The organism is Methylobacter sp. (assembly GCF_030680395.1).
Lineage (GTDB): Bacteria > Pseudomonadota > Gammaproteobacteria > Methylococcales > Methylomonadaceae > Methylobacter_A.
The window spans coordinates 1-23,515 of record NZ_JAUXVR010000048.1 but is presented as its reverse complement, the minus strand read 5'-3'; the positions used below and the strand labels follow the sequence as shown (position 1 = coordinate 23,515).

At 49.7% G+C, this 23,515-nt stretch carries 21 protein-coding genes; 8 read left to right on the top strand and 13 right to left on the bottom strand.

What is annotated here, in order from left to right:
* Positions 1 to 81 precede the first annotated feature (81 nt).
* The 9 genes from Q8L79_RS19745 to Q8L79_RS19705 form a co-directional block, all read right to left on the bottom strand.
* Positions 82 to 423, bottom strand: coding sequence for a carbonic anhydrase (locus tag Q8L79_RS19745; protein ID WP_305274414.1), 342 nt, complete (start codon positions 421 to 423; stop codon positions 82 to 84).
* Positions 424 to 702: 279 nt separating this feature from the next.
* Positions 703 to 3,129: an arylsulfatase gene (locus tag Q8L79_RS19740; protein ID WP_305274413.1), complete on the bottom strand. Its 2,427-nt coding sequence runs from the start codon at positions 3,127 to 3,129 to the stop codon at positions 703 to 705.
* 257 nt (positions 3,130 to 3,386) lie between these two features.
* Positions 3,387 to 6,068 carry a glucosidase gene (locus Q8L79_RS19735; RefSeq protein ID WP_305274412.1) on the bottom strand — a complete coding sequence of 894 codons (2,682 nt, stop codon included), beginning with the start codon at positions 6,066 to 6,068 and terminating at the stop codon, positions 3,387 to 3,389.
* 96 nt (positions 6,069 to 6,164) lie between these two features.
* The gene (locus tag Q8L79_RS19730) at positions 6,165 to 6,782 is read right to left on the bottom strand and encodes a hypothetical protein (RefSeq protein WP_305274410.1); all 618 of its coding nucleotides are present in this window, start codon (positions 6,780 to 6,782) and stop codon (positions 6,165 to 6,167) included.
* On the bottom strand, positions 6,766 to 7,095 hold the full coding sequence (locus Q8L79_RS19725; RefSeq protein WP_305274409.1) for a hypothetical protein: 330 nt from the start codon (positions 7,093 to 7,095) through the stop codon (positions 6,766 to 6,768). The genes Q8L79_RS19730 and Q8L79_RS19725 overlap by 17 nt, the downstream gene beginning before the upstream one ends.
* 242 nt (positions 7,096 to 7,337) lie before the next feature.
* Positions 7,338 to 8,027, bottom strand: coding sequence for a uracil-DNA glycosylase (locus tag Q8L79_RS19720; protein WP_305274408.1), 690 nt, complete (start codon positions 8,025 to 8,027; stop codon positions 7,338 to 7,340).
* Positions 8,028 to 8,185: 158 nt separating this feature from the next.
* Positions 8,186 to 8,458, bottom strand: a complete 273-nt coding sequence (locus Q8L79_RS19715; RefSeq protein WP_305274407.1) for a GIY-YIG nuclease family protein — start codon at positions 8,456 to 8,458, stop codon at positions 8,186 to 8,188.
* Positions 8,459 to 8,462: 4 nt separating this feature from the next.
* Positions 8,463 to 9,158: a VIT family protein gene (locus Q8L79_RS19710; RefSeq protein ID WP_305274406.1), complete on the bottom strand. Its 696-nt coding sequence runs from the start codon at positions 9,156 to 9,158 to the stop codon at positions 8,463 to 8,465.
* A 151-nt stretch (positions 9,159 to 9,309) separates the two neighbouring features.
* A complete protein-coding gene (locus Q8L79_RS19705) occupies positions 9,310 to 11,256 on the bottom strand; it encodes a heavy metal translocating P-type ATPase (RefSeq protein WP_305274405.1) in 1,947 nt (648 codons plus the stop codon).
* Positions 11,257 to 11,280: 24 nt separating this feature from the next.
* Here Q8L79_RS19705 and Q8L79_RS19700 point away from each other — a divergent pair, with 24 nt between their 5' ends.
* Positions 11,281 to 11,418, top strand: coding sequence for a hypothetical protein (locus Q8L79_RS19700; protein WP_305274404.1), 138 nt, complete (start codon positions 11,281 to 11,283; stop codon positions 11,416 to 11,418).
* A gap of 101 nt (positions 11,419 to 11,519) precedes the next feature.
* On the opposite strand, the gene Q8L79_RS19695 is transcribed toward Q8L79_RS19700, so the two are convergent.
* From Q8L79_RS19695 to Q8L79_RS19685, 3 genes are all read right to left on the bottom strand, one after another.
* The gene (locus Q8L79_RS19695) at positions 11,520 to 12,284 is read right to left on the bottom strand and encodes a Nif3-like dinuclear metal center hexameric protein (protein ID WP_305274403.1); all 765 of its coding nucleotides are present in this window, start codon (positions 12,282 to 12,284) and stop codon (positions 11,520 to 11,522) included.
* On the bottom strand, positions 12,281 to 12,784 hold the full coding sequence (locus Q8L79_RS19690) for an NUDIX domain-containing protein (protein ID WP_305274402.1): 504 nt from the start codon (positions 12,782 to 12,784) through the stop codon (positions 12,281 to 12,283). Before Q8L79_RS19690 ends, Q8L79_RS19695 begins: the two co-directional genes overlap by 4 nt.
* Before the next feature lie 209 nt (positions 12,785 to 12,993).
* The gene (locus tag Q8L79_RS19685; RefSeq protein WP_305274401.1) at positions 12,994 to 13,578 is read right to left on the bottom strand and encodes a carbonic anhydrase; all 585 of its coding nucleotides are present in this window, start codon (positions 13,576 to 13,578) and stop codon (positions 12,994 to 12,996) included.
* A 182-nt stretch (positions 13,579 to 13,760) separates the two neighbouring features.
* Between Q8L79_RS19685 and Q8L79_RS19680 the strand changes: the two genes are divergently transcribed.
* From Q8L79_RS19680 to Q8L79_RS19650, 7 genes are all read left to right on the top strand, one after another.
* Complete coding sequence (locus tag Q8L79_RS19680) at positions 13,761 to 14,666, top strand: LysR family transcriptional regulator (protein ID WP_305274400.1); 906 nt, start codon at positions 13,761 to 13,763, stop codon at positions 14,664 to 14,666.
* Between the two features lie 23 nt (positions 14,667 to 14,689).
* On the top strand, positions 14,690 to 15,295 hold the full coding sequence (locus Q8L79_RS19675; RefSeq protein ID WP_305274399.1) for a TetR/AcrR family transcriptional regulator: 606 nt from the start codon (positions 14,690 to 14,692) through the stop codon (positions 15,293 to 15,295).
* A 124-nt stretch (positions 15,296 to 15,419) separates the two neighbouring features.
* Entirely contained in the window at positions 15,420 to 15,887 is a 468-nt protein-coding gene (locus Q8L79_RS19670; RefSeq protein WP_305274398.1) for a response regulator, read from the top strand.
* A 25-nt stretch (positions 15,888 to 15,912) separates the two neighbouring features.
* The gene (locus tag Q8L79_RS19665) at positions 15,913 to 18,387 is read left to right on the top strand and encodes an EAL domain-containing protein (RefSeq protein ID WP_305274397.1); all 2,475 of its coding nucleotides are present in this window, start codon (positions 15,913 to 15,915) and stop codon (positions 18,385 to 18,387) included.
* Between the two features lie 67 nt (positions 18,388 to 18,454).
* A complete protein-coding gene (locus Q8L79_RS19660) occupies positions 18,455 to 20,467 on the top strand; it encodes a TonB-dependent siderophore receptor (protein ID WP_305274396.1) in 2,013 nt (670 codons plus the stop codon).
* 4 nt (positions 20,468 to 20,471) lie between these two features.
* On the top strand, positions 20,472 to 21,002 hold the full coding sequence (locus Q8L79_RS19655; RefSeq protein WP_305274395.1) for a YfiR family protein: 531 nt from the start codon (positions 20,472 to 20,474) through the stop codon (positions 21,000 to 21,002).
* Positions 21,003 to 21,104: 102 nt separating this feature from the next.
* Positions 21,105 to 22,679, top strand: a complete 1,575-nt coding sequence (locus tag Q8L79_RS19650) for an ATP-binding protein (protein WP_305274394.1) — start codon at positions 21,105 to 21,107, stop codon at positions 22,677 to 22,679.
* A gap of 224 nt (positions 22,680 to 22,903) precedes the next feature.
* On the opposite strand, the gene Q8L79_RS19645 is transcribed toward Q8L79_RS19650, so the two are convergent.
* Positions 22,904 to 23,515 (bottom strand): bifunctional diguanylate cyclase/phosphodiesterase (locus tag Q8L79_RS19645; protein WP_305274393.1); only part of this gene is annotated, 612 nt, incomplete at its 5' end.

Here is a 23,515-nt window from a genome sequence, read left to right as displayed (position 1 = left end):
TTGCGTGCCTTATGTATGGGCAGGCTATGCGCAGTTTCCATGGCATGAAAGTATCCAGGGGTTACGCTTGTTCGGGTTGTATTAATCGAGAAAACGCACGCGTCCGGTATTGAGTTCATAGACGGCGCCCAGCAGGATCACATGTTTTTCCTGCAGCGCCTTTTTTGCTTCAGGGGGCGCGGACAATTGCTGCATAGACCAGCGCACGTTTGCTTCCACCGCTGCACGCAGCAGGCTCTCACGATCCTGTTTTAGATCGAGCTTGCTTAATCCGGGCTTGATCGATTTGATCAGCGACTCGAAAGGCTCGCTGTCGATGGCGATAGACTCGGTCGTTTGGGTTGCAGCGCAAGAGGCCAGCCCTAAACTTAAACAACAAGTGCTTAACAGCCATTTTCTTCGGCTAATCAGTGGGCTAGTCATAAATTATCTCACTTTAAAATTTGTTGTTTGTGACCAAACAGTCAACCCGCATATACGTCAATATCACGCCGGCAACCATATTGGCGATGACCGAAGTTTGAGCCGAGTGAAAACAGCACACCGAGAAAAATAGAAACGCCTTGGAAAGCTCGTGAATTTGAGCCTGGAACATAGGGATAAGCAATGACTACAGCAAAAATGACGCATATGATCCCTTCGGAGCGGGAAGCCAATTGGCTTCCTTGCCAATGCCGTGGTATCCGTTCCGGATAAGCCGCGTCAGTCCGCCGTCGCCATCGCGCTTAGACTGCGGCAGCATTTGCCGGGGGCTTGCTCTTTCTTAAAAGGAAATGTTTCCACAGTTACTTTCTCAATCTTGCCGGTGAATTTGCTTTTGCCTTTGTAAGCAGTATTCACAGGAGTATTTTGGTCTTCCCCTACATCAGCGGTTTCGTCGATACCAAATACGTTGCTTGCGGTTTTGCCGATCTTGCCTTCGCCTACTTTAGCGCCATCGAGATAAATACTCGCTGTACCACCCGCACCTCTGCCGCCATCGTAAGCAAAATCAAGTTTGAGGGTATGCTTACCCGCTGACACTTTTTGTTTTGCCGCTACGCTAAATTGTTCCAGGCCTAACCAATTGTATGTGTAACTGGGCTTACCGTCCTTCATATAAAACGACCAACCGCCAAAATCACCGCCTTGGCAAATCAATACCCCTGAACCATTGGCAGGTACATCGACATCGGCGGTAATCGCCAGCGAGGTGTTTTTGACATTAATGAACGCATTTTCGGGTATGCCTTTGGCTCCTTCATATAAGGTCAAACTCGTCCGCCCGCTCATCAAGTCGGGGCGGCCTGCAATGGCAGCATCAAAGCGTTCGAGAGTACGATCATCAATCGGCAATACGTTATATTTCACTGCCTCTTCCATGAACAGCTTTTGCAGTTCTGCTAATTTTTCCGGATTTTTATCGGCCAAATTGTTGGCTTGGCTAAAATCTTCATTGACGTTGTAAAGTTCCCAAACATCTTCGGTTAACGGATGTCTTGGTTTTGCTTCCCAAGGGGCTTTATGTATCGTGCCTGCAAACCAGCCATCGTGATAGAGTGCGCGATTACCTGCCATTTCAAAGTACTGGGTCTTGTGGGTATCGGGCGCGCCAGCATTATCGAAAGAGTAATTCATGCTTACGCCTTCCAATGGTTTTTGCGCTATGCCATCAACGCTCTGCGGTGCGGGAATACCGACTGCCTGGTAAATAGTTGGGGCAATATCGACAACATGATGAAACTGTGAGCGCACTTCATTTTTCGTTTTAATACCTGCCGGCCAATGCACTACCATACCATTGCGTGTACCGCCAAAATTAGACGCGACTTGTTTTGTCCAAGTAAATGGTGCATTACCCGCCACTGCCCAGCCTGCCGCAAAATGATTGTAGGTATGTTCTGTTCCCAATGCATTGATTTTCTTTAACTGCATTTCCAAGGTTTCAGGCACACCGTTGAAATAAGTACTTTCGTTGAACATACCTATCATGCCGCCTTCGGCACTAGCGCCATTGTCGCCAACGATGTAGAAAACCAAGGTATTATCCAGTTCGCCTCTGTCTTGTAACGCCGTAATGAGTCGCCCGATTTCATGGTCGGTATGTTCGCCAAACCCTGCAAATACTTCCATTTGTCTTTGGAATAGACGTTTTTCATCAGCCGTTAGCTTATCCCAATCTTTGATGTCGGCGGGTTTTGGCGCAAGCAGGGTATTTTGCGGCACAACGCCCAGTTGCTTTTGTTTTGCCAAAGTTTCTTCACGCAATTTATCCCAACCTTGAGCAAACTTGCCTTTGTACTTGTCCGAAAATTCTTTAGGTGCGTGGTGAGGCGCGTGCGTTGCACCCGTAGCAAAATACAAGAAAAACGGTTTATCGGGGGTCAGCGATTGCTGAGTATTCATCCAAGCAATCGCTTGGTTAGTCATATCGGTGGTGAAATGATAATTCGGGTTATTCAAATCAAGATTAACGCGCGTTGTACCGTCGTAGACCAACGGATGCCATTGATTGGTTTCGCCACCGATAAAACCGTAAAACTTATCGAATCCAGAGCCCGTCGGCCAGCGGTCGAATGGACCTGAGACTGAGCCTTCCCAAGCCGGTGTTTCATGATATTTACCAAATGCGGCCGTGCTGTAACCATTCATGCGCAGCACTTTGGCAATCGGTGTAATGGTTTGTGGACGGATACCTGTATTACCCGGAAAAGCCGTAGCAAGTTCCATGATGGCGCCCGCATTATTGGAATGGTGGTTATAACCCGTGAGCAATGCGGTTCTGGTTGGCGAGCATAATGCAGTGGTGTGAAAACGGTTGTATTTCAGACCATTCGCTGCCAGTTGTTCGACAGTGGGCATTTTAATCGGCCCACCGAACGCACTCGACTGTCCAAAGCCCATATCGTCTATTAGTATCATGACAATATTGGGGGCTTTTTCAGGCGGTTTTAGTTCAAACCGGGCAGGTGCTTTGGCATTACGCGCATCCAGTTCGGTAATAGCAGGATAGCTGGGTTCTTTAATCGGCAGTGTCGAACGGTCAAGTGTATTGGACGTGCCTGAGGGCTGTTCTTGTGCGGCTTGGCTTGGTATACAGATACAGCACAATGCTGCCGTCATTAAGACGGCCAGGATTTTCGATTTCATGATACGGCCTTTTGTTTGTTGACGATGGATTTTTGTTGGCATAGTAAACGCTTAGCATTTCAGGTCGCGTTGCTACTGATCGGTGATCAGTAGCAACGCGACCTGAAAAACAAAACCGAACCCACCAACTCGATCTGGGCCGGCTCCCAAGCTGGAATTCCTTGCCTGCCCCGATCCGGTTTTCATTGATTTAATCCCTTCATCGGTTTAACTCTTTTTTCTAGCTCTTTTATATCCAGGAACACGGTGGCAAGCACTTATTTTTTACCCGTCGCGGCTTTCATAGCGGCCTGCTCAGCGCCAATGCCGAGCAGCATATCCTTAGTCAACAGTCCCTTCATTTGAATGATGCGCGCGATGCAGCCGGTCCAGCCGGTTTGGTGGCTGGCTCCAATTCCCGCGCCGTTGTCGCCGTGAAAATACTCGTAGAAAAGAACTAAATCCTGCCAGTGCGGATCATTTTTGAACTTTTCCGCCACGCCATTCACCGGTCGCCGACCTGTTGAAGGCTCTTTTAGGAATATACGGATCAACCGCTCCATAAGTTCCTGAGCGACTTCATACAATGTCAGGTAGCGGCCGGAACCCGTCGGGCATGCCACCGTAAAATCGTCGCCGTAGTATGCATAGAGCCGCAACAGCGATACTAACAGCAGGAAATTGACAGGCATCCAGACAGGGCCTCGCCAATTGGAGTTGCCGCCGAACATGCCGGAATTCGAATCTCCAGGCAGATAGTCAACACGCGATTCCTGGCCTTCATGGCGAAACACAAAAGGGTGTTCCCGGTGATAGCGGGAAAGCGCGCGTATGCCGTAAGGGCTGAAAAATTCATTCTCGTCCAGCATCCTCGCCAGGATTCGGCGCAGCTTGTCTTCATTGACAATAGAAATCATTCGCCGACCGTTGATACCCGGCTGCGCAGGCATGTGGATTTTGGCCGCCAAGTCCGGGTGCCGTGTCATAAATGCTTTCGAAAAGGCGCGGAATTTTGGCAGCCGCGCCAGAATATCATCCTCGAAGATCGCCACCGCCGCCAGCGGCAGCAGCCCCACCATCGAGCGGACTTTGAGGCGCTGGGATCGGCCATTAGGGAGACGAAGCACATCGTAAAAAAATCCGTCTTCCTCGTCCCACATCTCGTCCGCGTGTTCACCCATGCGGTCCATCGCGCTTGAAATCCACAGGGTATGCTGGAAGAACTTAGAGACGAACTCTTCGTAAAGCGGTTCGCGCAACGCCAGTTCCACCGAAATTCGTAGCATCTGCTGGCTAAAGAACACCATCCACGCGGTACCATCGGCCTGTTCCAAATAGCCGCCCGTCGGCAGTGACGAACTGCGGTCAAAGACGCCGATGTTGTCGAGCCCCAGAAAGCCGCCCTCAAAAACATTGTTACCGTATCGATCTTTGCGGTTGACCCACCAAGTAAAATTAATCAGGAGCTTTGAGAAGGCGTATTTGAGAAACTCGATATCGCCAATGCCATTGTTGCGCTCCTTATCCATCAGGTATATCTGCATCGTGGAGTAGGCATGGACTGGCGGGTTGACATCGCCAAAATTCCACTCGTAGGCAGGAAGCTGTCCATTCGGATGCAGGTAGTCGTTGCGCAGCATCAGATCAAGCTGCTTCTTGGCAAAGTCATGATCGACGTTGCTGAACGCCAGCATGTGAAAAGCCAAATCCCAAGCGGCGTACCACGGATATTCCCACTTATCCGGCATCGAGATGATGTCATCATTAAGCATATGAAACCACTCGCCATTACGCATCTGTTTGCGCTGCTCTGGGGATACATGGTGCTCTTCCAGCCATTTGTCCACGTCGTAATAAAAGTACTGCTTGCTCCAGAGCATGCCTGCAAGAGCCTGACGCATGACGTTGACGCGGTCTTTATCATCCCTGATCGAAACCGGGGTTAGTTGCGCATAGAATTCATCCGCTTCAGTTATCCGAGCTTGGAATAACTCGTCGAAATCAGCGAAAGCGTTCCTGCCTGCGACCGGGGCAGAGTGTGATAGCCGCAAGCGGATAGTCTGCGTTGAACCGGCGTCTACGGACAGTTGATAGTGGCAAGCCGCCTTGGTTCCAGTCTGAAGCGGATTGACGGCATCGAGCCGATTGTGGACGAGGTAATTGTCAAAGCCGTCTTTAACATAGGGGCTGGCGTTGGGCTTACCGAACAGCCGTTCATGATTAGTCTCGTTTTCGGTAAACAACAGCGGCGCGTCTCCTTCGCAATAAAGGTAATAATCGTAGAGGCTTTCCTGAAACAGCGGATCGGTATGGTGAGCATGAATAATACGCTGACCATCCCCATCGATTTTTGAAAGCAACGGTTTTGATCCACCGCTACCCCATGACCACGTATTACGAAACCAGAGCGTCGGCAGCACATGCAATGCTGCCGTCTCAGAACCCCGGTTGTGGACTGTAATTCTAATGAGCACATCCTCGGCATCCGCCTTGGCATACTCGACAAAAACATCAAAGTAGCGGTTGCCGTCAAACACCCCGGTATCCAATAACTCGTACTCAGGCTGCTCGCGGTTGCGCCGGCGGTTTGTTTCCACCAGATCTTGGTACGGATAGGCCGCTTGGGGATATTTGTAGAGATACTTCATATACGAGTGGGTCGGTGTGCTGTCCAAGTAAAAGTAGTACTCCTTAACATCTTCGCCATGGTTGCCCTCGCTATTAGTCAAGCCAAACAGCCGCTCTTTGAGAATCGGATCATTGCCGTTCCAAAATGCCGGCGCAAAGCAGAGTACTTGGTGATTGTCACAGATTCCGCCCATACCGTCTTCGCCCCAGCGGTAGGCGCGGGAGCGGGCATGGTCGTGAGGAAAATAATTCCAGGCATCTCCGTTCGCGCTGTAATCCTCCCGCACCGTACCCCACTGACGCTCGCTGAGGTAAGGGCCCCATTTTTCCAAGGCGTTTGCAACGCACCGGCTTGTCGGAGGCGGTTAGATTCTGCATTATTGTTCATAATGTGGTTCCTCATTTTGAGTGGTAACGGTGGTGTGTTATTACCTCAAGGCTGCGTGCATCAGGTCAGCCTGCGCAAGGCGGGAAATTCCCCGCCTTTTGACGGGCAACGGTACCGACACCGCAATAGCGGTTTTCAACACAATGGCCGCTCGCATGCAGTGCTGTACCACACGGCCATTTTTGCTCGAACTCGTTAACGTAGCGGTTCGCCAGTGCGCCATACACAAGGGACCGAGCACGAGCAACAACAAAAAAATTACGCAGCCAACAGTTTCCGGTTTAAAGTCCAGCAATGTCGGGCCTTCATGGAAAATATGGTTGGCGATCTGACCGGCAAATAATGTGCCTTGGGACAGCAGTAACGGCATAAATGCGACAGCGCCTCCCCCGAGAAAACCGAACCCTGCGGCACCGTCGGGATGAGTCGGTACGCGATGCAGATCCAGTCGGGAAACCTGCCACAAAACACGCGCCCATAAAAAAATGCGAAAACACCGACAAGGCAACCAGGTAAAGAGGAAAAACACGATCACCCGGCGCTTGAGTAGACCGGGCGTTGTTGTATTGATGCGCGCACGGATGAACAGCTGAAAAAGCGGGCCACCCGGCACTAAGGAAAAACCATCGGATTGTTTGTTGTCAGGTAGTTGTTTCATGGCATTTCTTATGTCCGATTAGTGCGTTATTTTGGGAACAACAGCGTTGTACCAAAGCACTGGAATAAAGAAACACCGGACTGCCGCCCACATCGCCACCGCCAGACGTCGCTGATTCCGCATGAATGATCGGCAGAATTGTGCGAGTATCAGATTCCAAGCTGCTGATTGAAAGCGGAATCACCGGCTGCACGTTGACTACCAAATAACGCATTACGTCTGAGGGACTGATGCCAAAATCCCGGTTGTTCTGGAAAGGTACGCCGATCAGATTGGAATGCCCCGGTGTTAACTCCCTATAATGCTTCCCCACAGATTAGCTACTATTTAGAATTATATTGTTATGAACTGCATGCACAATATGTATCAATACCTACAAGTATTAACATGAAAAAACAGGGGCTTTTATTTTTAACACGATGCGACTCATAGGGGTGTACAAACACGTATAACCGCTTATTTTTTTGCCATGCAATACGTCCACGTAAGAGGCTTGTCTCTCAGAACCGGCGTTTCCGGCGCACCGCCCGCATTCGCCGGAAACGCCACCTCGCGCTATGCCCTTCGGCTTTGCTCAGGAGAGCCTTGGGTGGCCTTATTCCGGCCTACGCCGCTATACAGCCCAATAGTCCGAAAAACATCCGCAAACATTTCTTTAGTCAGCCGTTTGGTCTGTACGTTGTATCGACTGGTATGATACGAATCAATCAGCGTACGACCATCCGGCAAGGCATGCCGGGCGTTATGAGCAAACTTTGCACTACTCTGTTTCAGTCCGTAGGCTTTTAATACCGCCTGATGGGCAACCAGACCCAACGCCAGTATGACCGCCTGTTCCGGCAAGGTTTTTAACTCGAAGGCCAAGTAATTATTACACTGATTGATTTCGGTATTAGTCGGTTTGTTTTGCGGCGGCAGGCATTTAACGGCATTGGTGATACGGCAGTTTTTTAGCGCCAAGCCGTCCGTCAATGATTCGGATTTTATTTGATTGCTGTAGCCGAACTCGAAAAGCGCTTCATAAAGCAGCAGTCCCGCATAGTCGCCGGTAAACGGTCTGCCGGTGGCATTGGCTCCATGCATGCCGGGAGCCAGTCCGACTATCAGCAATTGGGCGGCGCTATCACCGAACGGTGCAACCGGACGCGCATGATAGTCGGGGTGCTTTTGCTTAACTTCACACAGAAAATCATCCAGCCGTTTACACTGCCTGCAATCCTGATCGAATATTTGTTTTGAATACATATTTTGTTAGTGTCGGTTTGTGGGCGTTGTTCGTTAGTTCCCAGGCTCCTGGCGTGGGAATTCAGTTTGGAAGCCTGTCCTGAGCCAATCGAAGGGCTCCGGCTTCCCGTTTACCAGGCTCCCAATCTGGAGATTGGGAGCCTGCGCATGTTAATTTTTCATAACGGAAAATTACCCACCTTGTTGCTATCAGACACCAGCAACTGCAACTTCTCAAGCCTGGGCAATTTTTTTATGGCGATTTCCCGTTTACTCGCAGTACTGCGGTCATGACCAGTCTCGACATAAACCAGCTGCTTGGGCTGCCTGCCGCGAAAATATTTAGCGCCTTGTTTGTCGCCATGCTGATTAAAGCGCCGGGCAACATCAAGGGTGATACCGGTATAAAGCGAATCATCAGTGCAAAGAATAATGTAAACCTGCCAATTCACGGTGTCACACGACCGTCCCGAAAACGGAACCGACGGCTGCCGTTAGCCCCATAGCCAACGCGCCCCAAAAAACGACACGAGCCGCTCCTTTAATGATCCCCGACCCACCGGTATAGGCCGCTAAAATACCCAGCAGCGTTAAAAATAACAGCGACGCGGATGACACCGGCACGATTAAATCGGTATCCGGAGCAAGCATAACAATCAATAAAGGCAACATTGCGCCAACGGCAAAAGTGGCCGCCGATGTTAGCGCCGCCTGAATGGGCCTTGCCGTACCTGTTTCCGATATACCCAATTCGTCGCGGGCGTGCGCTCCCAATGCATCATGATCCATTAACTGTACTGCAACCTGCTCGGCAAGTAACGGATCAAGTCCGCGCGACACATAGATAGCCGCCAGCTCTTTTTGTTCATGATGTCCATCCTCATCAAGCTCTTTGCGTTCACGCTTTAAATCGGCCTGCTCGGTATCGGCTTGCGAACTGACCGATACGTATTCTCCGGCCGCCATCGACATCGCTCCGGCAACCAGGCCTGCAACACCGGCCAAGATTATATTGTTATGCGATGCATGAGAGGCGGCAATACCCACGATTAAGCTGGCGGTGGACACGATGCCGTCGTTGGCGCCCAATACCGCCGCACGCAGCCAGCCGATGCGATGAGTCCGGTGTCTTTCGGGATGATGCGGAATCATTGGGTTTCCTTTTTAAAGTGTTTGCATATCAAAACCGGGCTTATTTAACGCCCTCTTCCTTTGGAGAGGGCTCAATTCAACAGCATTTTCTGACTCTCTCAACACTGCGACGCGGCCTAAACCGTAGAATTTTAAAATATGATAAATCTATTTAAAAATCCGAAAGCGTTTTCGGCGGAATGGCCGCCCGCAAGGCGTTCAATACCGCCAAAACATCTATGACTTCCTGGGTAATAGCTCCGGCTACCGGCGTCAAATAACCCAATCCGGCAAAGACCATACCTATCAGACTCAGCGCCATGCCGCCCACCGCGCTTTGCAGCGCAATTTTACGCATCCTCTCACCGATATGAAACAACTCATCGACTTTTAACAGCGAACTGTCCATGATCACCGCATCGGCCGATTCGCCGGTAATGTCGCTGTTCTGACCAAAAGCTATGCCGATGGTCGCGGCAGTCAGTGCCGGTGCATCATTGATGCCGTCGCCCAGATATACGGTTTTAGCCGCTTGGGTTTCAGCGCGCACCAGCTCCAGCTTTTGCTCGGGGCTTTGGCTGAAATAAACGTGCTCAATGCCGACTTGGTCAGCCAGAAATCGCACTTCAGATTCCCTGTCGCCGGACACCAGCATCACCTTGTCAAACAGGTGACTGGGTCGCAGGTGATTGATGAATGACGAACTGTCGACGCGTACCTCGTCGCGAAATTGCAGGGTCGCCGCGTAAGCATCGTCAAGCAGTACCACGCATTCCAGGCCGCCGGTGATGGGCGGCAATATCCCGGCAACATCCTTGTGTTGTTCGGCAAATTTTTTGCGGCTGGTAATCTGAATCCGCTTTCCGGCCACATTGCCTTTGAGCCCCTCTCCCGGCAGTTCGGTCATATTGGTCACGTTCAATAAAGATAACGCCGACTTTTCCGCCACGTTAACGATGGCGCGAGAGAGCGGGTGTTTGGAGTAGCGTTCCAAGCTGGCGATTAGCATCAACACTTCCTGCTCGTTATACCCCTGAGCTGGAATCAATGCAGTCAACGAAGGACGGCCATAAGTCAGGGTGCCGGTCTTGTCAAAAATCGCCGTACGGCAGGTGCCGATGGTTTCCAAAATGGCCGGATTCTTGATGATGATTTCCCGCCGGGCGGCCAGCGAAATCGAGCTGATAATGGTGACCGGTATGGCAATCAGCAACGGACACGGCGTGGCGATGACCAGTACCGCCAAAAAACGCAGCACATCGCCGCTGATCGCCCAAGCAGTCAACGCAATGATCACAGCCAGCGGCGTATACAGCGCGCCCAGCTGATCGCCCAGTCGCCTGATATGGGGCCGATACTGTTCGGATGACTGCATCACTTCCATGATTTTGGCATAGCGGGAATTAATAGCCAATTTGTCCGCATGTATGGTTAACGCCGAATCGCCGTTGATCGCGCCGGAAAGCACTTGGGAACCGCTGACTTTGGACATCATATACGGTTCGCCGGTCAGATAGGATTCATCCATGGTGCCCGAACCTTCCAATACCGTGCCGTCAACGGGACAGATTTCATGCGGCAATATCAACAAGGTATCGCCGATATTAACCTGCTCCGTGATAATGTCGACAAGCTGATCGCCGGATTTTCTATGCGCGACTGACGGCATGCGCTTGGCCAATGCTTCAAGCACCGAAGAGGCTTTGCGCACCGCATAGGTTTCCAACACCACGCCACCGGACAGCATCAATACGACCAAACTCCCGGCCAGATATTCGTGCAGCAAGACCGCCGTGACTATGGAAAGACCTGCCAGTAAATCGGCGCCCCAATCGCCCTGCCCCAACTTCACTCCGAGCTGATAAATCAGCGGAATGCCGCCCAGTACCAGCACGACAAGCAACGGTACAGACACCAGCTCAATAGGGAAAACGAATTGCCGCTGATAGATTTCGGCAGCCGCCGAGCTTAAAGCCGCATTCAGCGATAGCGTATAGACCTGATGCCCGATATCGAGCGCATAGCGCAGCACCAAGTAACCGCCGATGCCAAGCAGACTCAAAACAGCAATGATATTTTCGGATGTTGCGCGGGAGATCGTTGCTTGCTTATCGGTCATCGTTTCAGCCTCGCAGCTTTTTGCATGCGCCATTCTATCGGCAAGGCAGGCAATGATGAAACTATTTATCGTCTCTATCCGGCCGCAGTGATACTGGAAGCGCCAGTTCTCGCTATCCGTTCAACCGGCTCATTCCTGCCTGCAAAGCTGTTTGTCGTATAACAGGAGTGCAATGCGTTGCATAAGTAGCAGCCCCCAAAGCAGGCGCTTTAGGCGAAGCCTGCACTTCATCTTTCAGTTGATGTGTAGCCTGTCATCCTGAGCTAAGCAGGATTTTCACTATCGATAAAGAAACATTCCACCGCAAACTGCTGCCGGGTTTTTTCCATTAACGCCCGAATGCCAAACCGCTCAGTGGCATGATGGCCACCGGCAAACATGTGTATGCCGGCTTCTTGGCTTTCATGCCAGTCGTGCTCACTGATTTCGCCGGTAATATAGGCATCCAGCTGTTCTTCTTCGGCCAAGCGCCACTCGCTGTTTGCGCCGCCGGTAATAATGCCGACCGACCTGATCAATGCCGTGTTATCGGGCGTTGCCAGAATCACATTGTGCTTGAGCACGATTTCCAGTTTTTGTCGCAGCGCAATGGCGGTTAGCGGCTGTTCGAGTACGCCTTTGATACCGGTCGTTGAGCCTTTGTAATCACCAAAGGGCTGTTGCTGTTTGCAATCTATCATCTGTCCCAAGGTAGCGGCATTGCCTATGTCAGGGTGTCCGTCCAGCGGCAGATGGTATGCGATCAGATTGATGTTGTTTTTCACCAGGGGAAAAATCCGTTGGGCGAAAGCGCCGGTCAACGGTTTGGCGCCATGAAATGTCCAAAACAGGCCGTGATGAACGACCAATGCATCTGCCTTGTTTTCAACCGCCTGATTAACGGAATCGCGGGTTGCAGATACGGCAAAAGCGATACGTCCGATCTGTGCAACCCCCTCAACTTGCAAACCGTTAGGGCAATAGTCGGCATAGGTTTCGGGACGAAGCAGAGCTTGATAATAATCATTAAGTTGCGATCGGGCGATCATGCCGCTACAACCTCAAATTGTCGCCAAATGGTTTTAAACGTTTCGGTCAAAAGTCGATCGTCCGCCGCAATACGCTCGGCTATTTCAGCAACGCTAAACCAGTCGCCTTCGTCAATTTCGTCGGGTGCCAGATTAAACGGGCCGTTATGAATGCAGCGGTAGACCTGGATAAACTCCATGCCGATAGCGGCTGTGGCCGATAATTTGAACAACGGTTCCAACGCAGATTCGGTAATGCCCAGTTCCTCTTCAATCTCCCTGATGGCGCTGATGTCGTAGTCTTCACCGGCATCAACGTGGCCTGCCGCCGAAGTATCCCAAAGGCCGCCATTGAGGTCTTTTTTCATGGAGCGTTTTTGCAGAAATAACTGCCCTTGCTCGTTAAAAACCAGGATGTGTACGGCGCGGTGCCTAAGGCCTGTCGCGTGGATAATATGGCGTGCGCAAGTGCCGATGACGCAGTCGTTTTCATTAACGACGGAGAGCAGTTCGTTATTCATCAGTAAAATTAAAGAAGTTTTCTTCACCACGAAGACACGAAGAAAAATATAAAACTTCGTGTTCTTCGTGTCTTCGTGGTGAATATTAAAAATTGAATTTTAGACTTTTATGAGATGTACGCAAACTTAAGCTGATGTGATTGCGTGGACGGCGGTGCGGCTTAAGCCATGCTCACATCCAGCAATGCGAGCATGTTTGAACGGAGGAACTAGCCAGTTCTGCCGGCTTCTGTTGCAGCAGGCACTTCAATTAATCGACCTGACTTACAATCGTAGATGTAGCCGTAAATAGGAATGTCGGAAGGAACCAGAGGATGGTTCTTAATGCGAATGACATCTTCCAGCACACTTTCTTCCTGATCTTTAATGGTCAGCCAGTTTATATGTTTAGCTTCGTGTGAACCCGGCCCTTCACCGGTGTCATACCACAGGCCTTTTTCGTCCAGCGATGCGGTTGTTAAACTGCTGCCTAACAAGTCGCGCATGATCTCATCGTTAAACAGTTCCATACCGCAATTGGTATGATGAATGACAAACCATTCCCGTGTTCCCAATAACTTATAGGAGATGACCAAAGAACGGATCGCATCGTCGCTGGCACGGCCACCGGCATTACGGATAACATGGGCATCGCCTTCGGATAAACCTGCATATTTGGCAGGGTCCAAACGGGCATCCATACAGGTCAAGATGGCAAAATGTCTTCCGGGAGGCAGAGGCAAATCGCCTTTGTCACCGAAATCATTCACATAACCTCTGTTTGCTGCTAAAACTTCATTAAGAATTTTGCTCATAAATACCTCTTATTATAATTGTTGGGCAAAAAAAACCGCTTACTCCTGATCACTAAGGGGAATGACAAAGACCAAGCGGCGGTAAGAACTATCTCCGATTCAAAGTCTACTCCAATAAATCAGGGTTTCAAATAGCTATCTAGGTTATACAATATAAACTTAAAGTTTATAAAGAATTAAGTATGGCTAAATTAAATAACACACAGGTATTTTGCCGGATTGTTGAGTTGGGCACTTTTGCGGCAGTTGCCCGCGAAATGAATCTTTCAGCAATGATGATCAGCAAATACATGGCTCAGCTGGAGGAGTCTTTAGGGGTTGCCTTGTTAAACAGGACGACCCGCCAGCTGAGTATGACGGAGGCCGGAAGAATCTATTATTATCGCAGCAAACAGCTGTTGGATGATTTCTCGGAGTTGGAGGAATACACTTCGCAGTTAGGCCGGCAGGTAAAAGGTACTTTAAAAATCAGCGCGCCGATTGATTTTGGCGGACTTTATATGGTGCCTGTCATTGACGCGTATCAACGCGCATACCCCGACGTCAAGATTCTGATGACCTTGCACAACAGCCAGGTTAATTTAAGTGAAGGCCATTTCGATTTGTCTATCCTGGTCACGGACACGCTTGATCCAGGCGTGGTTGCCAGAAAAATCGCCCAAACCCGATTATGCACGTATGCATCTCCCGACTATATCGCCGAATACGGTGAACCGCAAACCATTGCTGAGCTAAGCGCGCATCGCTGTCTGCATTATATGGATACCCCGCATAGGGATTATTGGGTGTTTAACGCCGATGGCGAAGAGGTTAAAATCAAGGCAAACTGGCATTTTGCCTCGAACAATGGCCGGGCGCTGTGTCAGGCGGCCGCGTTGGGCATGGGCATAACCCAGGCGCCTGAGTTATCGGTGATGAATTATTTGGAACAGGGCAAGCTGATAGAGATTTTGCCGGATTTTCGCATACCGTCGCTGGAAATTTATGCCACCTATCTGCAACGGCGTTTTCTGCCCGCCAAATTGGCAACGTTTGTGAATTTTTTAATTAAGTACTTTGCAGAAAACAATAGACTCCAAATAACCTGAAATTCATCTTAAAGGCACCTGACATGGCAAGACGAAACAAACACAGTTTGGACGAAATAAGGGAAATGGTGTTGGATGCCGCGGAAACCATCATCATCAATGAAGGCTATTCGGCGTTAACAGCGCGCAGGGTTGCCATGGAAATTGGTTATACGGTCGGCAGCATTTATATGGTCTTCGCCAACATGGCCGATTTGGTCGTGCATATTAACGCGAGCACTGTAGATGAGCTTACCGAGCAGATGCAACAAGTACCCCATTGCGTTCCTGAACAATATATTGCAGATCTGGCCAAAACTTATGTAACGTTTGCCAGCCGCAACTTTAACAGGTGGAGCATGACTTTTGTTGGTGACACCGAAATCCCTGAATGGTATCAGCAGAAAATCAGGCAACCTTATAGCTTGGTAGAGGCGCAATTTGCACAACTGGCGCCGAGCTGTTCAGCGCAACAAGGCAAACAGGCGGCGCAGGCACTCTGGAGCGGTGTCCACGGAGTGTGTACCGTTTCCCTGACCCGCGAACGGGATGCATCGGCTATTAAAAATGTTGAAGATTCCGTTGTATTGCTGGTGAAAAGCTTTATTGACGGTTGGATTAGCTCGTTACTTTCCAAAAATCCATACTGAATAAAAAGCCCGGCATTGCCTGCTCTGCTTAGGAGCGGCATTGACGGCGTTATCCTTCAATAGTCGTGATTTTAATCAAGGAGCTAGAGCGTAAGTGTTAGCTTGCAGGCGATTTGGAGATATAATGGTTCTATTTTGGGATTATAAAGTGCTTCAAAGTCCGTTTATAACAATCATAATCGTAGAAGATGATCCCGGCCACTCAAAATTAATCGAGAAGAATTTGCGGCGATGCGGCCTCGAAAATCCTATCGAGGCCTTCGAAAACGGTCAACAAGCTTTGGACTATCTTAAAGGCCAAGGCGAATTTGAAGCCGGTCCTGTTAATCAACGTATTCTGCTATTACTGGATTTAAACATGCCGGTTATGAACGGTGTGGAATTATTGCGGATTCTTAAGCAAGACAATAAGCTAAGTGAAATCCCTGTCATCATTTTATCGTCCACCGACGATCAACGTGAAATAGACGAATGTTACAGTCTGGGATGTAATCTCTATGTGCCCAAGCCTGTAGAGTTCGATCGGTTCTCCGAAACAGTGCGCAAGTTGGGGCTGTTGATTGGGCTTATTGCTGTCCCTTCCATTAAATAACCTTCCTTTTTCTGTGACGTTCAATATGCCTGATATCCCTTCTGCCAAAATCTTATATATAGAAGACGACTTGGGCCTTGCAGAGTTGGTGCGCATAAAACTCAAGCGCGAAGGTTACCATGTTGCGCATGCTGAAACAGGCCATCAAGGCATGATGGTGCTACACGATCAGGATTTTGATGCGGTACTGATCGACTTTTATCTGCCGGACATGAATGGCCTGGAGGTATTAAAGGCTATTCGGGCAGTGAAGCGTAAGCTTACCTGCATCATGATTTCCGGCATTGATGATATGCAATTGGTGGTCAATGCAATCAAGCAAGGCGCTGAAGATTTTGTACTCAAAGACGCCAGTGGCGCTTATTTGGAGTTGCTACCGACAACGCTGAGCAAGGTTTTGCTTAAGCAGCGATTAATTGCAGAAAAAGAAGCGGCTGAACGGGAGAAAAGTAAAACCGAGATATTTTACCGGTCATTAATTGAACAGACTGATGTTGTCGCCTGGGAATATCTGCCGAGTGCAGGACGGTTCAGCTATGTTTCCGCACAAGCGGAAAAACTGACCGGACATAGTCAGGAAGAATGGACTTCAGAAGGTTTTTGGGAGGCTGCTTTATATCCGGAAGATTACGCCAAGGTTATCGCATTTTGTTCTTCCAAAACACATAGCCGTGAAGAACAGAACCTTGAGTTCCGGCTGTTAAAAAAAAACCGCAGCGAGCTTTGGCTCAGACAGATTGTTTCAGTAGTAGAGACAGACGCTGAGCACTGTTGTGTATTGCGCGGATTTCTGATCGATATTACCGAATCAAAACAAGCAGTGGAAAAACAACGTTTGGCGCAGCTGGTATTCGATACTATCCAGGAAGGAATTATGATTACCGATGCCGACAATTGTATCGAAGTTGTGAATCCGGCATTTACAAAAATCACCGGCTATACTTTCGATGAAGTTAAAGGAAAAAATCCACGTATACTCAGCTCCGAACTTCAGAATGCTAATTTTTACGCGGCATTCTGGCAGTCTTTAAATGATCATGGACATTGGGAAGGCGAGCTTTGGAATCGACATAAAAACGGCGAGATATACGCCGAATCGACATCGATTTCCTGCGTTCATGACGAAGCCGGCAAAATTAAACGATACATCGCCATTTTTGGTGACGTGACTGAAAAAAAGCAAGCGGAACAAAAAATTCATTATCAAGCCAACTACGATCACCTGACAGACCTGCCCAACCGCCAGTTATTTCAAGACAGGCTACATTCAGCGGTCGCGTCGGCCAAGCGCAACAACATACAGCTGGCGTTATTGTTTATAGACCTTGATCGTTTTAAGGAAGTTAATGACAGCTCCGGGCATACGGCGGGTGACAAATTACTTATCCAGGTAGCCCAGCGGCTGAATCGATGTATCCGCGAAAGCGACACACTGGCGCGTTTGGGTGGAGATGAGTTTGTCGTTATTCTTAATAACTTAAGCAATAACCATGCTGCAGAGGATATTGTCAGGCAGATGTTAAGATTGCTGGAAAAACCGTTCCTCCTGGGTGACGGCATTAATGCCGCTATTTCCGCCAGCATCGGTATTGCGTTGTATCCTGGCGATGGGGAGAACGATACAACACTTATCCAAAATGCAGATGCAGCCATGTATCGGGTTAAGGAAACAGGCAGGAATGGGTTTGAATTTTTTACCGCTGAAATGAATCGTGATGCGGGTAAGCGTCAACAGTTTAAAAGCGCCTTTAAGGACAGTTTGGAAAAGGGGGAGTTCAAAGTATTCTTTCAGCCGGTTTGGCGGTTGAGTGACGGACGAATCATGGAAGTAGAGGCTTTGTCGCGTTGGCAGCATCCTGAATGGGGAATGGTCACGCCGGATGAGTTTATTCCCGTTGCCGAAGAATGCGGCTTTATACATGATCTGAGCCTGTTTGTTGTAAAAGAGGCCGTTAAACAAATTAAAGCCTGGGATGAGTGCGGGCTGAATAAGATGTCAGTAGCCATCAATCTGTCGCCGACACAGTTTCGTCAAGTGGACGATTGGCTGGCTCAATTACACGATATTTTGTCTGGCCATGCTATTGCGCCACACAGAATCAAGCTTGAAATTACCGAGACAGCGCTGATGGGCGACCCTCTTAAGCTGATGAAAACGTTAAGCAATGCGCAGGCATCGGGTATCCGAATTTCTCTGGATGATTTCGGCACCGGCTTTTCTTCGCTCTCCAGAATAAGCGGTATGCCGCTTGATTTTATTAAAATAGACCGGAGTTTTGTCAGTCAAATAGGTCAGCAAGGGCAGTGCCAAGTCATTGAAGCCATTATTTCTATGTCCCATAGCATAAATTGCCAGGTTATTGCCGAGGGCATAGAAACGACAGAACAACTGGCATACCTTAAACAACTGGGTTGCGATTTTGGTCAAGGTTTTTTATGCAGTCAGCCCGCCCCCGCCGCCGATTTGTTAATGCTTTTACAAAAAGGCATTTTTGTTTAAAGCGGATTCAGCTCCCAACTGCAATCCGGCTAACATTAAAAATATTATTTGACCCTACAACATAGTCATGCCCGACAACGCCATCCTCTCCCTATTCAAGCATCGTTCTGAAGATCGCCTAAGGCTATCCATAGCCGGACTGCTGTTGGGAGTAAGCATCAATGTCTTTGCCACCGAAGTGAATGATATTGGCCGGATGGATCTGGAACAGCTCATGACCGTAGAGCTGGAAACCGTTACCGCATCAAAATATAGCCAAAAACTGTCGGAAACGGCCAGTTCGGTGACAGTAATCGGCAAGGACCAAATCCAGCAATTCGGTTACCGTACTTTAAGCGATATTTTGCGTACGGTGCCCGGTTTTTTCATCACTAACAACCGTGCGTACGACAATGCCGGCATCCGCGGTTTCGACCAGTCCGCCGATTACAATGGCCGCATGCTGGTCATGATTGACGGCATCCGCATGAATGAGGCCGTTTACGATTCCGGCTTCACCGACAATGCCCTCCCGATTGACATGGACCTGGTAGAGCGTGTCGAGGTTGTGCGCGGACCGGGATCGTCCCTGTACGGCAACAATGCGTTTTTTGCGGTGGTCAACGTCATCACCAAGCAAGGCAAAGATTATCAGGGCGGGGAGTTGGCCGGTTCCTGGGGCAGTTTCGACTCACTCAAAGGCCGTGCCAGCTACGGGCGCAGACTGGATAACGGCCTGGACTTTCTGGCCTCTGCCACCGGCTTCAATTCCGACGGACAGTCACTGCGCATACCCGAAGCCGCAACGACCGACAACCCTTTAGGCGAGTCTTCCGGCGCCAATAACGAACACGACAAACAATTCTTCGCCAAGGCTAACTGGGGCGATTTCAGTTTCGAGGGCGGTTATGGACGGCGATTTAAAGGGATACCGGGCGGGATTTTCGGCGTCGATTTCGGCCCGGAAACCAGCAGCCTCCAGGACAGCGAAGCGTTCGTCAACCTGCAATACCAAAAAGCGTTGTCGCCAACGCTGGACTTTACCGCCCGCGCATTTTACGGCGACTATGATTTCAAAGGCCAGTACCGCTATGGCGGCCTGCTGATCAGCAATTTGAACCACGCTTGGTGGAGCGGCCTGGAAATGCGGCTGCTGTCCAGCCACTTCGCCGGACATAAAATTTTAGGCGGAGTGGAAATCCAGGAGAATTGGCAGTTACAGCAATATGCCGACATCGGCCCACCCACTTCAATTTCTCAGGACGACTCGCGCGACACCCACCGCATCGGTATTTTCCTGCAGGACGACATGGATTTGACCGAACGCTTGAAGCTGTCGCTGGGCGCGCGCTTCGACGACAGTTCCCTGTCCAGTCAAAGCATGTTTAGCCCGCGTGTGGGATTGGTTTACCAGCCGCTGACAGACACCGTTTTCAAGCTGCAATACGGCAAGGCTTTCCGCTCACCCACAATTGCTCAACAGTACTATAGCGTTTACGGCATCCCCAGCCAAATACCCAATAGCGGATTGCAGCCGGAACAAATCGATACGGTATCTCTAGCTTGGGAGCAAGCGTTTGCCAAAGACTGGCATGTCACCGCCACCGGCTATTATCTGAAACAGGGTAAACGGCTCGGTGTGGTCGAGGAAGCCCCCTCAATTCAGCATACCATCAATATGGGCGAAGAAATCGGCTATGGAACCGAGTTAGAGCTGCAACGGCGCTGGGATAACGGCGCCCTGCTGCGTAGCGGTTACAGCTTGGTCTTTGCCCAAGACCGCGACCAAGGCAAGGATGGCAGCATGTTGGGCAATATACCCCGCCACCTTTACCAGTTGAATTTTATGACGCCGCTGTTCAGCCCCAAGTGGCATAGCGGTTTCGATATGCAAGTGCTGGCGGCAAGAACATCCTTGCAAGGCAAAACGCCCGGTTATGCCCGCGTCGGTCTGAATTTGCTCTATCAACCCGTCACCAATCTTGATCTGTCCGCCAGTGTATACGATCTGTTCGACGACAATCGCGTTGAACCCGGCGGGATTGACGGCATTCCACAGGAAGGCCGTACTTTCCGCCTGAAATTCGCGTGTCGGTTTTAATCCCATGACTGATGTATCGTCGATGATAAAGAAAATCGCTGTCTGGACATTGCTGCTAGTCCTCTCTGCGGGTGCCGGATTCGCCGATGCGGTCACGGAGTACGATCTTAAAGCAGCCTATCTGCTCAATTTCGCCAGTTATATCGAATGGCCCAGACAACCCGAGCCGGTAACGATTTGTGTTTACGGCAATAATCCGTTCAAAACGGCAACCCTCGCCACTTTACTGGAAGCAAAAGCGGGACAAATTAACGCCGACTTTAAATATCCGCGCCAACTGGGGCAGTTGACGGATTGCAATATCCTTTATTTGGGGCTATCCGAACATGAGGATTTCGGCAAGGCTGTCACCATGGTACACAACGCGCCGGTATTGATTGTTACCGATGTTCAAGACGGCTTACCGCAGGGCGTTATGATCAATTTGTTCACCGAATCCAACCGTCTGAGATTCGAGATCAATATCAACACGGTTTTGGCATCGAAGCTGAAAGTCAGTTCAAAGCTGCTGAAGTTAGCCAAAATCGTACAATGACAAAACATAATCAGGCGGTTTCCAATCATAGAAAAGTGAAGCCTGTTTTTTTTCCAGGAATCAGGTTTTTGACCGAATAGTCTTTCTCGGGAATTATTTAAGATGTCTATCGTAAAATTTATCGTTTCAAAAACACGCCAGTTGGCGAGCAAGGATGAATCCTGTGAGCCAGGTTCTATCGACTCCCCTTCCATCTCCAACCGCCTAAACTCGATCCTCCGGGTGTCTACCGGGATCATGTTGATTTCTTTCGTTTTATTCAGCGGATATACGGTGATCAGCAAGTATCAGGATACAATCCAGCGTATGCGTTCGCTGGCGTCCATCCTGGCTATCAATAGCGAAGCTCCGTTGATTTTTTCCGACAGGCCTTCAGCGGAAGAGAACCTGCATTCTTTATCCGCCATTGCCGAAGTATCCGGCGCCGGTATAGTAAAGTCGAATGGCGATACGCTGGCCGTCTACGTTCCGGCTCCGAACTTGGCGCAAAATCTACCCGGCACCGTACAGAATTTACTGCACCGAGTCGTTACCGGCAGGCTGCGTCTGGAACAGCCCGTATTTGCACCAACCCGCCAGGAGCATCCTGTGAGCGAATCCAGCCGGCAAGTCATCGGATGGGTTTGGATCGAAGCCGACCTGACCGGGGATTGGCTGAAATTAGCCACTGTCTTAGGTATTTTCATTCCGGTCATGTTCGGCATCTACGGCTTAGGCCGCATACTTAACAATCGACTGGCTTATAGCGTCGTCAAGCCCTTGGAGGAATTGGCGCAAACCGCACTCGAGATCGGACAAAACCGCAATTACGACAGGCGATTGTTACTCTGGCCTGGCATCACGGAATTGAATGCCGTGGTGGACGGTTTCAACCAGATGCTTGAGCAAATCCAGTTGCGCGACGTAGAACTGCAAAACCGCCGCGACCTGCTGGAGCAATACAATGAGGAGCTCAAGGACTTCTCTTATATTGTTTCGCATGATTTACGTGCGCCGATGATTAATGTTCAGGGTTTTGTTAACGAATTAAGCTTGAGCCTTAATGACTTGCGTAAAGTGCTGGATGCTGAGATGGAACAGTTGCCTGAACATAAAAAAGCCGCATTGCTGGAAATATTAAATGAGGATATTCCGACATCGGCACGTTTTATTACCGGTGGCGTAGCCAAAATGAATCAGTTATTGGCCGGAATTTTAAAAATTTCCCGATTGGGACGGCAGGAATTAAATATCAGCGTCATCGACGTACAGCACTTGGTAGACGATAACATTGAGGCAATAAAATATCAGAGCGATCAAGCGGGAGCCGAGTTTCAGGTGCAGTCCTTGCCGCAAGTCCAGGCTGACCCTGAGTTGCTGGATCAGATATTTGCTAATTTATTATCTAATGCCGTCAAATACTTAGACAAAAAACGTGCGGGCAAGATTGAAATATGGGCTGTCGATCAGGGCGAGCACTTCAGATTTTTTGTTAAAGATAACGGCTTGGGTGTTGCGGAAAAAGATCAAAAGAAAATTTTCGAGATGTTTCGTCGCGGCAACAATCATGCGGTAGAAGGTGAAGGCGTGGGACTGAATTACGTCAAGTCGGCTATTAAACGCCTGGGTGGAACTATTTCATTGGAAAGCGTTGCCGGTCAGGGTAGTTCTTTCAGCTTTACGCTGCCCAAGAGATAAATATTACATCTGTCCGCCAATGACATGAAAAATTTACCTGATTAGCAAGCTGCTTCAGCTAGCGCCAAAAAGCTCGTCATTCTGGCAGGGATGCCGGAATCCAGCCACATGGATGTGAGACTATGGCTTGGCATCAAGCCTAAACCATGCCACAGCGGTATCGGAAAGTTACCATCCCTGCCAGTATGACGGTGCTAGCTGAAGCAGCTTGCTAATCAAGATAATTAATCAACCCTACACTGTTGCTCGAGCAATAACTCGGCAAACTGTTCCTCCGGTATGGGCCGACTTTTAATATAGCCCTGATACATATCGCAGCCTTTCTCCTGCAAAAATGCCAATTGCTCAGGCGTCTCCACGCCTTCGGCCAGGACCTTGAAACCCAGAATATGCCCCATCGCAATAATAGTGGATGCAATTTCCATGTCGTCTTGCAGATGAGGAATATCGTCAATAAAACTCTTATCGATTTTTAACAGATCCAGCGGAAAGTGCTTAAGACAAGCCAGCGATGAATAACCTGTGCCGAAATCGTCAATGGCCAACCGAATACCCTGACTGCGCAGACAGTTGAGAATCTCTGTCGCGTTGCCCTGATTGTCCATCAATCCGCTTTCGGTTATTTCCAGTTCCAGTTGGCTGGCCGGAAAACCGGTATCTCTTAACACCGTAGCCACCAGGTCGCAAATGTCGCCGCGGCGAAACTGGTGCGGGGACACGTTGACCGCCAGGGTTAACGGCGGCAAACCGGCATCCAGCCACTGCCGACCTTGCCGACAGGTTTCGCGCAGCACCCATTCGCCGATCTCCACAATCAGTCCGGTTTCTTCGGCAAT